This is a genomic window from Calothrix sp. NIES-2100 (assembly GCF_963875285.1).
Lineage (GTDB): Bacteria > Cyanobacteriota > Cyanobacteriia > Cyanobacteriales > Nostocaceae > Aulosira.
Genome location: NZ_CAWNLA010000001.1, coordinates 1,780,439 through 1,793,924, shown reverse-complemented (window position 1 = coordinate 1,793,924; position 13,486 = coordinate 1,780,439). Strand labels below are relative to the sequence as shown.

At 39.6% G+C, this 13,486-nt stretch carries 3 protein-coding genes; all 3 read left to right on the top strand.

What is annotated here, in order from left to right:
- Window positions 1-194: 194 nt before the first annotated feature.
- The 3 genes from AACU32_RS07465 (at window position 195) to AACU32_RS07455 (ending at window position 13,484) form a co-directional block, all read left to right on the top strand.
- Window positions 195-5,042, top strand: a complete 4,848-nt coding sequence (locus AACU32_RS07465) for a two-partner secretion domain-containing protein (RefSeq protein WP_096599011.1) — start codon at window positions 195-197, stop codon at window positions 5,040-5,042.
- Window positions 5,043-5,155: 113 nt separating this feature from the next.
- A complete protein-coding gene (locus tag AACU32_RS07460) occupies window positions 5,156-8,362 on the top strand; it encodes a two-partner secretion domain-containing protein (protein ID WP_096599010.1) in 3,207 nt (1,068 codons plus the stop codon).
- 289 nt (window positions 8,363-8,651) lie between these two features.
- Window positions 8,652-13,484 (top strand): two-partner secretion domain-containing protein, encoded by a 4,833-nt coding sequence (locus AACU32_RS07455; RefSeq protein WP_096599009.1) that lies wholly within the window; start codon window positions 8,652-8,654, stop codon window positions 13,482-13,484.
- Window positions 13,485-13,486 lie beyond the last annotated feature (2 nt).

Here is a 13,486-nt window from a genome sequence, read left to right as displayed (position 1 = left end):
TTGTCCCCTTCTCCCCCCTACCCCCCGCCCAATCTTGGGATGGGGTTTTTTGTTGCATAAATAAAATCATCAGCCTCGCCAATTCCTGAGGAGATGAGTAGAATATTGGATGATTTTCATCCAAAAATATACTTAATTTTTATCTGGCATCGCGTATAAACGACACCTGAATATTCTCCACAGGCAATACTCTCATGCTTCCATTTTTTCGCCAACAGTTAGGGAAATTGGGGTTGGTAATTCTACTCGCTACTAGTAGTGTAATCACCACATCGACGAATTCTGCACAAGCTCAAATTGTCCCAGATTCTACATTAGGTGCAGAAACTACAAAACTGACACCAAATGTTAATGTTAAAGACTTACCTGCAACGGTGATTGAAGGTGGAGCTACTAGAGGGATAAACTTATTCCACAGTTTCTTACAATTTAATGTCGGCGAGGGGCAGCGAGTCTACTTTGCTAATCCCGCAGGTATTGAAAATATCTTAACTCGCGTCACCGGTAACGACCCCTCGAAGATTTTCGGGACTTTGGGTGTGGATGGTCGGGCTAATCTATTTTTCCTCAATCCTAATGGTATTATTTTTGGGGCGAATGCACGTTTAGATGTAGCGGGTTCGTTTTTGGCGACGACAGCTAATAGCTTTGTGTTTGACAATGGCTTGAAGTTTAGTGCTACCAATCCCGGAACCGCACCATTACTGACAGTCAGTTTGCGCCCGGGGTTACAGTTTGCTGCTAATCAATCTCGAAGTATTAGCAATAGCGGGAATTTAAGTGTTGGACAAGATTTGACGCTAGTGGGTGGTAATCTCGATTTACAGGGTAGCTTACAAGCAGGGAGAAATTTAACGCTGCAAGCTCAAGATACGGTCAAATTGCGAGATACAGCTACTAATCCTTTGCTAATTGACGCAGGTGAGCAGTTAATTCTACAAGGTAATCAAAATATAGATATTTTTGCCCTGAATCACCCTGATAGCGGCTTGTTATCTGGTGCAGATATGGTTTTACGCAGTAACAATACCGTAGCGGGAGATGCTCAATATTGGGCAGGTGGTAATTTTCGCATTGAGAAATTAGACGGAAATTTAGGGAATCTATTTAGCCCTAATGACCCCATTATCAGGGCGAGTGGGGATGTCCGTTTTAGTAACTATGAAGGAGCTTCTTTGCATATCTTAGCAGGGGGTGCTGTGAATATTGAAAATATTACAATCACAGGTGCAGATATAATTAACCCTGGCAATGCGATCGCAGAAAATGTACCGCTATCCATTAGTTTGTCCAATGGTACGAATTCTGTTGCTATCAACGGTCGAGGGGAACCTACATTAGATATTCGCGCCGGAACGACTGCTTTTGGAACTCCAGGATTAACACCAAATCCTATTCCGGGTATGACTGAGCCAGTGAATCCAAATGCACCGAGGACAAATGCAGATATCAAAATAGGTAGCATTTTCAACTTAAATAAGTCTCCTACAGATGAACCGATAAAAGGCAACATTATTTTAACTAATCAGTACGCACCTAATGGACTTCCTGGTAACATCAAAACAGGAGCAATCTTTACCTTTGGTAATGTCACTATTGATTCGCGAGGTGACATTGAAACTAATGGAGCAATTGATATTTCTTTAGGTCTTGATAGTAATAATAATATTCAATTAATTGCCAATAACAATATCTTCATTGGCGGTGATTTACTCTCCGATTTAGGTGGGATTGGTAGTGGTAATGGAGGTAATATTACTCTCATAAGTAAAAATGGGGGAATTAATACAAGGTTGGGAGAAATAATCTCTACAACGCCCAATGGTTTAGCTGGAGATGTATTTATTGCGGCTCCTGGTGATATATATGTTGGTCAGATCAAAGCCTCTAGTCATTTTGATGAGGTAGATGAAAATTATCCTGGTAAATTATTTAGCAGCATCAATATAAAATCTACAGGTGGTTCTGTATACTTAAATAATTCTCAAATTGATACTACAAACACTGGTGTAGGCTATGCTGGAGATGTAAATATTAGTGCTATTCAAGAAGTGAGAGTTGAGAATGAAAGTAAGATTTCTAGTCTAGGAAATGCTGGGCGAATCTTTATTGGCAAATCAGAAGATGCAAATTTTTCTCCCAGTATAGTGAATATTGTTGATTCTTCCCTGATTACTGATAACCCTGGTTTAAATGGTAGTGCTGGTGATATCAACATTGCAGGTGTTAATGGTATATCAATTACCAATAGCAAAATATTTAGTAATGTGACTGCTGCTCAGAGTATAGCCAACGCTGGAGGTATTTATCTTAAATCTATAGGCTCACTTTCTCTTACCGATAGCGCAATTGTTAGTGATGTAGCAGGTGGGACAGGTAATGCAGGTAATCTGAGTTTTAATGCTGGTTCAATATCTTTGGAAAGAACTGAGTTAAAAACCAATAATAACGGCTTGGGAGCAGCGGGAAATATATCTATTAATGCCAATAAAAAAGATATTTCTATTAATGATAGCCAAGCTATGAGTGAAAGTAAGCGCTTGGCTGTTAATGATAATTATGCCAATACTGCGCAATTATTTGGTTCTATTCAAATTACTGCCAACCAAGGCTCGGTAATCTTAAATCGCTCCAGAGTGAGTACAACTAATAGTGGTGGTGGTTTTGCAGGAAATATAATTATTAATGCCTTAAATGATATTTCCTTAATCGAAAATTCTGCTGGTGATGGCAGCCTGACTAACGGAATTTTTAGTAATGGCAATTCCGGAAATATCTTTATTGGTTACGATTCTGATAATACATCGCTCATCCCTAAAAAGGTAACGCTTGCTCAAACTTTTTTGACTACTAGCAACCAAGTGCAACTTAAGGATATAGAAACTATCCTGGAGCAAAACGCGGGAAATATCATTGTTAAATCTCTTGGGGACTTATCTCTAATTAGCAGTAATCTAGAAAGTGCTACTTATAGTTCAGGTTCTGGAGGATATATTAGTGTTGAGGCTAATTCAGTATCTCTGAGCAACAGCAGTTCTCTATTAGCTGATACTCTCGGAACTGGAAAAGCAGGAAGCGTCACTGTTAACACAAATGGTGGTGTAGTTTCACTTTCTCATAGTAGTATCAACACTGGTAGCGATGAAATTAAATTAGATCCCAACAAACCAATTTCAGAAGGTAAGGGTGGTGGCGGTGATATTAATATCACTACTGGTTCTTTATTATTAACAAATTTCTCTCGGTTAAATGCTAGCACCTTTGGGTCAGGAGCTAGCGGGAAGATTAAGATTACAGCAGATACAACCGTATCTTTTACAGACTATTCTCTTTTAAATGCTAGCACTTATGTGGAGGGAGATGCTGGCGATATTAATATCAAAGCCCAGTCTGTTGATTTCAGTAATGAATCGCTGATTCAAGCTCAAACTTTCGGCAGTGGAAAGGCAGGTAATATTGATATAATTACTCCGTCATTTTCTTTGAGTAGCTCATCAAGAATCGATGCTCAAACTTTTGCTAGTGGTGATGCAGGTAATATTAATATTGCAACACAGTTACTTTCATTAACAGAAGGTTCGAGACTCAATGCTGATACTCTAGGTAGTGGCAAAGGTGGGAATATTACTATTAGTCCGCTTAACAATGAAAACCAAGCTGCTGCTATTGTTAGCATATTTGGAACAGCACCGTTAAATGGTTTTTCTAGTGGCTTATTTGTCAATACTGAAAGTGCAGAACCAAATGCTGGTTCTGGTGGCAATATCATGATTAATACTGGTAATTTAAACATTAAAGACGGTGCTGTTTTGAGCGCTTCCTCTAACAGTAGCGGTATTGGTGGAGATATCGAAATTAATGTCAAGAATCTGGAAATTACAGGGGGTGGACAAATTCTCACCAATACCTTTAAAAGCGGAGAAGCCGGGAGTATCAAAATTACTGCAACTGATAATATTACGATCGCAGGTCAGGACTTGCAATACGAACAACGACTTGCACAATTCAAAGCACAAGTGGGTTCACCAGAAAGCGATCGCGAAGCCAGACGCCTCCTCGGTTCAATGGATCAATATAGTGGACTGTTCGCCAATACGGAAGTCAACTCTACTGGCAATGGCGGTACAATCAACATTGACCCAGTCCAAGTCACCATTAAAGATGAAGCGAAAATCTCTGTAGATAGTCAGGGTACGGGTGTAGCTGGTGATATTAGCATTACAGGCGATCGCCTGAGTTTGGATAATCATGCAAAGATTACAGCAGATACCAACAGTGGCGCAGGTGGTAGGATTACACTCAACCTGAAAGATTTACTGCTATTTCGCCGCCAAAGTGTGATTTCCACTACCGCAGGAAAAGAAGGTGCGGGTGGTGATGGCGGTGCGATCGCCATTAATCTCAATCCAAATCAAGGCTTTATCGTCTCTGCTGCCTTAGAAAACAATGATATCGCGGCTAATGCCTTCTCTGGTAGCGGTGGAATCATCGAAATTAGCGCCAAGGGAGTGATTGGACTAGCAACCCTGACTAGAGAAGAACTCGAAGCGAAATTAGGTACAACCAACCCCCAAAAACTTGACCCCCAATTCTTGGATACCAATGATATTACCGCCATTTCCCAAACTGACCCACAATTAAACGGTATAGTCAGCATCAGTTCGCCGGATATTGACCCCAGTAAAGGTATTGTATCTTTACCCACAAATGCTAGTGACCCTTCCCAACAAATTGCCCAAAGTTGTGGCGCTGTCGATGAGAAAATAGCTAGTGCATTTACTGATACTGGACGTGGTGGTTTACCTCCCAAACCTGATGAATTTGTCAGTAGTAATCCAGTTTGGCAAGATGTTCGTCTCAGGGCTAGTAATACATCGCAGCCCGGTGACACTCCAACAACCGCAGCCCCCAGCAAACAAAAAGCAGTATTAATTATGCCGGCGACAGGTTGGGTATTTAACAACAAAGGCGAAGTCACCCTGATTTCTCAGACTCCTCATGCTTCCTGGGTAAATTCCTCTAGTTGTGCTGTTAAAAATTAACAATAATTCGTAAGTTCGTAGTCAGGACTTTAGTCCGGAATTTTTCAGCACTGTCAATGCGTACTGCGAACCTATCAAAACATATAAATTAATTCGCCATAGGTAATACTTACATGTTGCCATTTTTTCGCCAACAATTAGGGAAATTGGGATTGATAATTGTATTAATTACTAATACGAATTCTGCACAAGCGCAAATTGTCCCAGATTCTACATTAGGTGCAGAAACTACAAAATTGACACCAAATGTTAATGTTAACGACTTACCTGCAATTCTGATTGAAGGCGGAGCTACTAGAGGGGTAAACTTATTCCACAGTTTCTTACAATTTAATGTCGCTGAGGGACAGCGAGTCTACTTTGCTAATCCCACAGGAATTGAAAATATCTTAACTCGCGTTACAGGTAACGATGCTTCCAAAATTTATGGTACTTTGGGTGTAGATGGCATAGCAAATGTATTTTTACTCAATCCCAATGGTATTATTTTTGGAGCGAATGGGCGTTTAGATGTAGCGGGTTCATTTTTGGCGACGACAGCTAATAGCTTTGTGTTTGAAAATGGCTTGAAGTTTAGTGCTACCAATCCCGAAACCGCACCACTATTGACAGTAAATTTGCGTCCGGGGTTACAGTTTGCGGCTGATCAATCGGGAATTATTAGCAATCATGGAAATTTAAGTGTTGGGCAAGATTTGACGCTAGTAGGTGGTAATCTCGATTTACAGGGGAAGTTACAAGCTAGCAGAAATTTAACCCTACAAGCTCAAGATACGATTAGTCAGAATGGCGATATAATCTCTGAAACTGGTGGAGATATAACTATTGCAGCTACAAAAGTAACGATAGAAAACTCGCTAGTAAATAATAGTAATTTTGGGGATGGGAATGATGTAAGCAATATCATAGTTAAATCTCTGGGAGATTTATTGATAACTAACAGTAATTTGGAAACTGTAACTTATAGTTCCGGGAAGGGAGGAGACATTAATATTGCCGCCAACTCAGTATCCTTGGTAAATAAAAGTTCGCTATTTGCTAATACTCTAGGAACTGGAAAAGCCGGAAGCATAACTGTTAACGCAAATAATGGTGCAGTCTCCCTTGCGGACAGTAGTATCAATACTGGTAGCAATAAAATTTTAGTAGATCTCGAAACTTTATCTAATCAAGAAGGTGGGGGTGGTGGTGATATCAATATCACTGCTGCTGCTTTATTTTTAACAAATAACTCTATCTTAAATGCTAGTACTTTGGGGTCAGGAGATAGTGGTAGTGTTTCTATTAGGGCTGAAAAAACAGTATCTTTTACAGACAATTCTATTTTAAATGCTAGAACTTATCTGCGGGGAAATGCAGGTAATATTAATATAATTACTCAATCATTTTCTTTGGGTAAAACATCAAGAATAGATGCCCAAACTTTTGGCAGTGGGAATGCAGGTAATGTCAATATAAAAACACAGTATCTTTCCCTAACTGAGGGATCGAGAATCAATGCGGAAACTTTTGCTAGTGGCAATGGTGGCAATATTACTATTAATCCTCTCCCCGATCAAGACCAAGCTGCGGCTGCTGTTAATATATCCGGATCAGCACCTTTGATTATATTTTACAGTGGATTATCTGTGAATACTGAAAGTCAAAAACCAAATGCTGGTTCTGGGGGAAATATCACTATTAATACGGGAAGTTTAAATATTAGTGATGGAGGTGTTTTGAACGCTTCTTCTAAAAGTAGTGGTAGCGGTGGTAATATCAATATTAATGTGAATAATCTTCAGCTGGCAGGTGGCGGGCAAATTATCACTAATGCCTATAGAAGTGGGTCAGCAGGTAGTATCAAAGTTAGTGCAACTGATAATATTATACTTGCTGGAAAAAATTATGCATATGAACAACAACTTAATCAACTAAAGCAACGAATTGAGGTTATAAAAGCTATTTACAATCTTTTTCTAGTTGAAAATGACAAAAAAAATGGTCTAATATTCAACCCGATTAATAGCTTGATTAATAACTTGAATGCATTGCTTGCAGATCCTAGTTCGGCTCAATTACTTAATGAACTGAAAAACCGACTAGATCAATTTACAAATAGCTATGATTTTCTGCTAGTGGCAAAGAATCCAGAAATTAGCAGTCTACTCGAACCTATTAAAAACTTGATTAATAACTTTAATGGAATCGATCAGATTATAGTTCTTCTGTCAGACCCTACTTACATTCAAAAACTCAATGAACTGAAACACCAACTCGATTTACTTCAAAATACTTACAATTTCGTTTTACCGGAAAATGATAGCGAAGTCAAACGCATCCTCGGCCCAATTAATCAATATAGTGGACTGTTCGCCAATACGGAAGTCAACTCTACTGGCAATGGCGGTACAATCAACATTGACCCAATCCAAGTCACCATTAAAGATGAAGCGAAAATCTCTGTAGATAGTCAGGGTACGGGTGTAGCTGGTGATATTAGCATTACAAGCGATCGCCTGAGTTTGGATAATCATGCAAAGATTACAGCAGATACCAACAGTGGCGCAGGTGGTAGGATTACACTCAACTTGCAAGATTTACTGCTATTTCGCCGCCAAAGTGTGATTTCCACTACCGCAGGAAAAGAAGGTGCGGGTGGTGATGGCGGTGCGATCGCCATTAATCTCAATCCAAATCAAGGCTTTATCGTCTCTGCTGCCTTAGAAAACAATGATATCGCGGCTAATGCCTTCTCTGGTAGCGGTGGAATCATCGAAATTAGCGCCAAGGGAGTGATTGGACTAGCAACCCTGACTAGAGAAGAACTCGAAGCGAAATTAGGTACAACCAACCCCCAAAAACTTGACCCCCAATTCTTGGATACCAATGATATTACCGCCATTTCCCAAACTGACCCACAATTAAACGGTATAGTCAGCATCAGTTCGCCGGATATTGACCCCAGTAAAGGTATTGTATCTTTACCCACAAATGCTAGTGACCCATCCCAACAAATTGCCCAAAGTTGTGGCGCTGTCGATGAGAAAATAGCTAGTGCATTTACTGATACTGGACGTGGTGGTTTACCTCCCAAACCTGATGAATTTGTCAGTAGTAATCCAGTCTGGCAAGATGTTCGCCTCACGGCTACTAATACACAACAAGCAGTTTCTAGTCATCCGACAAACCCAACCCCCAGCAAACAAAAAGCAGTATTAATTATGCCGGCGACAGGTTGGGTATTTAACAACAAAGGCGAAGTCACCCTGATTTCTCAGACTCCGCAATCTTCTGCTACTTGGTTTAATTCCTCTAGTTGTGCTGCTAAGAGTCAATAGTACATAAAGTTTCGTAGTCAGCACACTCTACGAATTCTTCTCCCGGGTGAGACGCTGCGCGTTGGCAAAAGCCGACGCACCAGAAAACGTTTTTGGTATCTTGGCGGTTTTATAAATTAAGGTTTTTGATCATTTTTGGGTAAGTCCTGTGACTAAAAAGTGATAAAAAAATCACAATTTTTACCATTTGCCCTAGATGAGTAAAATTAAGTTTTGTACAGAAAAATACTTATTTGTTATGTTTAAAATGTATAAATAATGGCAGATAATATACCAGGACAATACTTATATGGTTCCATCTAATCGCCAAAAGTTATGGCAATTATTAGCGATCGCTAGTTTGATGACTGCATTGACGAATTCTGCACAAGCTCAAATTCTCCCAGATTCTACATTAGGTGCAGAAACCACAAAACTGACACCAAATGCTAACGTTCAGGGATTACCGACAACCTTAATTGAAGGCGGAGCTACTAGAGGTGTAAACTTATTCCATAGTTTCTTACAATTTAATGTCGGCGAGGGACAGCGAGTCTACTTTGCTAATCCCGCAGGCATTGAAAATATCTTAACTCGCGTCACCGGGAACGACCCCTCGAAAATTTTCGGGACTTTGGGTGTGGATGGCACAGCAAATCTATTTTTCCTCAATCCTAATGGTATTATTTTTGGGGCGAATGCACGTTTAGATGTTGCGGGTTCGTTTTTGGCGACGACAGCTAATAGCTTTGTGTTTGACAATGGCTTGAAGTTTAGTGCTACCAATCCCGAAGCTGCGCCACTACTAATAGTCAGCTTGCATCCGGGGTTGCAGTTTGCTGCAAATCAATCTCGAAGTATTAGCAATAGCGGGAATTTAATTGTTGGGCAAGATTTGACTCTGGTAGGTGGTAATCTGGATTTACAGGGTAAGTTACAAGCAGGTAGAAATTTAACGCTGCAAGCTACTGATACAGTCAAACTGCGCGATACGGCTGTTAATCCTTTAATTGTTAAAGCAGGTGAGAAGTTAATTCTACAAGGTAATCATAATATAGATATATTTGCTTTGAATCACCCTCAAAGTGGCTTGTTCTCTGGTGCAGATATGGTGTTGCGTAGTAACAACACTGTAGCCGGAGATGCTCAATATTGGGCGGGTGGTAATTTTCGCATTGAAAAACTAGACGGAAATTTAGGCAATCTCTTCAGCCCTAATGACCCCATTATCAGGGCAAGTGGGGATGTTAATTTTAACAGTTACGAAGGCGCTTCTTTGCACATTTTTGCAGGAGGAAGTGTAGAAATTACAGGTGATGTGACAATTACAAGCACTGATACACAGGATAATTCGATTCAAGAAACAGTTAACAATCTATTTGATACTAATATAGTTAACACAGTTAATATTGATGGTAGTAATCAAGCCACATTAGATATTCGCGCTGGAACCCAAGCAATTGGCATTCCTCTGGGATTAACAGGTCAAGCAACTCCCACTGAACTTGCTTTAGGTAATACACCAACAAGTGCAAATATTACCGTTGATGGTAATGTCAGCATTCAACCAGTAAACGGACTTGTTTTTTTAACTAATCAGTATCAAGCCAATAGTTTACCAGGTCAAATAACATTAAATGGACAAATTACCGGAGCCAGCAACTCTACAATTATCAATTCTCGTGGCGATATTACTGTTAACAAATATATTAACTCCGGGTCTTATAAAGGTTTCACAGGTAATGCAGGTGATATTACACTAATAGCGGACAATTCCTTATTAGTGAAAGATGGTGAATTATCCAGTGCTAGCTTTGGCGATGGCGATGCAGGAAGTGTAAATATTTATGCGGGTAAATCTGTAACTTTCCATAATAGTTCTGTTTTCAGCACTGTAGAAAATGGAAGTAGAGGCAATGGTAAAGATATTAATATCACTACCGGTAATTTATCAGTTATAGCTGAAGGAGATGGCTATTCTTCTCTGCAAACTCTCATCCGTCAAGGTGGAAATGGTGATGCTGGTAGTGTGAATATTAATGCTGCGGAGAATGTTCTATTTATTAGCAACAGCAACAGTCAATTTGCTACTGGTGTCTTTAGTATTGTAGAAAATGGAGCGCCAGGGAATGCAGGTAATATCAACATTAATACAGGAACACTCACAATAGATCGTGCCAACTTACAAAGCAAGAATCAAAATACAGGGTTGGCAGGAGAAATTTCTATTTATGCTCGTGAACAGGTTTTAATTCAAAACAAAAGCTTTATTATTAGCACAAGTAATAACAATGCAAATGAAGGCTTCGGTTTGATTCAGATTGGTGGCTTTAAAGACTCATCTGATAAGTTGTTTCTGCCGCAAAAAGTTATTATTGACAATTCTATCTTAAGTACCACAAACACAGGTACTCAACAAGCTGGAGATATTGTGATTAATGCCCACGATTTAGTTGAAATAAAAAACCAGAGTCAAATTTCTAGTCAAGGTAATTTTGGACGTATATTGTTTGGTAAATCAGAAGAATATAGTCCAACTTACTCACCCAAAGAAATCAGAATTAGTGATAATTCTCATTTAAGCACCAACAATTCTGGTATTGTTGATGGTAATAATCAACCAATTGATGCTGGTGGTATCTTTATTGATACTGGTATTCTTACTGTTAGCAATAGCTTTTTAGAAAGTAGGACAACAAGACTTGGGAATGCAGGAGATATTGAGATTACAGCAGCATCTTTATTTTTAACCAATGGTGCTTACATAGATAATAGTACTTCGGGAGACGGCAATGCTGGCAATATCAACATTAATGTTATCGGTAAAGTGAGCCTTGATGGTGTTTATGTTTTCCAGGATTTTCTACAACCAAGTGCAATTTATAGCAATGTAGAATCTGGAGGTAATGGTAATGCAGGAAATATTAATATTACAGCAGCATCCTTATCTCTGACCAATGGTGCCACTATAGATAATAGTACTTTCGGAACCGGCAATGCTGGCAATATCAAAATTAATGTTACTGAGCAAGTCAGCCTGGATGGTTTTAAGATTATCGATGATAAAATCACACCAAGTGCAATTTATAGCAATGTAGAATCTGGAGGTGAGGGTAATGCAGGAAATATTGAGATTAAAGCTGCATCTTTATTTTTGACCAATGGTGCTGAAATAAATAATAGTACTTTGGCAGTCGGCAATGCTGGCAATATCAACATTAATGTTACTGAGCAAGTCCGCCTTGATGGCTTTCATGCTTTAAAGGATAATTTTAATGTTTTAACTGATTATATACAGCCAAGTGCAATCCATAGCAATGTAGAATCTGGAGGTGAAGGTAATGCTGGAAATATTGACATCAAAGCAGCATCTTTATTTTTGACCAATGGTGGGCAGATAGATAATAGTACTTTGGGAACCGGCAATGCTGGCAATATCAGCATTGATGTTACCGATATAGTTTCGCTTGATAGTTTGGGAACTCTTGGTCGCCAGATGTTACCAAGTACAATTGCCAGCACCGTAGGTGCTACTAACTATAATGAAAAGCCTCAAGGCAATGGTGGTAATATTTATATTACTGCTGGTTCACTGTCTCTAAAAAATGGTTCTCATATAAATAACAGCATTGAAAATAGCAAACCCATTGGCAATATCAAAGCTGGAGACGTAATTCTTAATGTTCAGGGGCCAATTACACTTGACGGTTTCATAGATTTAAATGGCGAGATATTCTTATCAAGTGCTATTTACAGTCGTGTAGAAAGTCAAGGACATGGCGATAGCGGTAATATTTTGATTGAAAATGCTAACTCTCTATCCTTATCCAATGGTGCTTCACTAGATGTGAGTATTCGCGGAAAAGGAAATGCGGGAACTATTTCGGTGAATGTTAATGACTTAATTTCTGTTGACAACTTCAGCACTATTAGCACTTCTGTGAACCAAGGGATAGGAAAAGGTGGAGAAATTACGATTAATGCTAATAAATTTATCGCCCTAAATGGTGGGCAAGTGTTAACTAATACTACTAATGGGGATGCAGGAAAAATAAAATTTAATATCACAGATAGTCTCAAGCTATCTGGAAGCTATCCTGTGCTTCAGGTTCCTGAAAAATTGCAGGATGTTCTCAGCCTAATTGCTGTTGGTGAGAATAACAACAAAATTTATCCTAGTGGCTTGTTTGCTAATACCGAAATTGGTTCTATAGGCAAGGGTGGCAGTATCGATATTGACCCTAACCTAGTCATGGTTACAGACGGTGCGAGAATTAGTGTAGACAGTAACGGGAATGGTGATGCTGGTAATATTTTACTGCAAAGCGATCGCCTGATTCTCCAAAATGCAGCTGCAATTACCGCTGACACCAGCACCGGCAAAGGTGGCGGTATTGAACTCAATGTACAAGATTTACTACTATTACGTAATCAAAGTCATATTTCCACTTCCGCAGGTCAACAAGGTGCAGGTGGAGATGGCGGTCAAATTACGATTAATGCTCAAAATGGTTTCCTAGTTTCTCCTGTATTGGAAAATAGCGACATTACCGCTAATGCATTTGGGGGTCGTGGGGGAAGAATCGAAATTAATGCTAAAGGAGTCATTGGCTTAGCAACCCTGACTAGACAAGAAATTGAGCAGAAATTAGGCACAATCGACCCGGAAACACTCAAACCCCAATTTCTAGAAACCAATGATATTACAGCCATTTCCCAAACTGACCCCCAGTTAAATGGCATAGTCAGTATCAGTTCCCCAGATATTGACCCCAGCAAAGGTATTATTTCTCTACCCACGAATACCACTGACCCTAGCAAACAAATTGCCCAAAACTGCGATGCTGTCAATGAAAAAGAGAATAGTGCATTTACTGATACCGGACGTGGTGGATTACCGCATAATCCTGATGAATTTGTCCGTAGTGAGCCAGTGTGGGAAGATATTCGTCTTCGGGCAAATACCCCACAACAGAGCAATTCAGCACCTACTACCAACCTCACCTCCAGCAAACAAAAGACTGTATTAATTATGCCTGCTACAGGTTGGGTATTCAACAACAAAGGCGAAGTCACCCTGATTTCTCAGACACCGCAATCTTCTGCTACTTGGTTTAACTCCTCTAGCTGTGCTGCTAGGTAGAA

Coding starts and splice junctions, on each gene's coding strand:
- AACU32_RS07465 (WP_096599011.1), top strand. CDS start 195: ATGCTTCCATTTTTTCGCCAACAGTTAGGGAAATTGGGGTTGGTAATT.
- AACU32_RS07460 (WP_096599010.1), top strand. CDS start 5,156: ATGTTGCCATTTTTTCGCCAACAATTAGGGAAATTGGGATTGATAATT.
- AACU32_RS07455 (WP_096599009.1), top strand. CDS start 8,652: ATGGTTCCATCTAATCGCCAAAAGTTATGGCAATTATTAGCGATCGCT.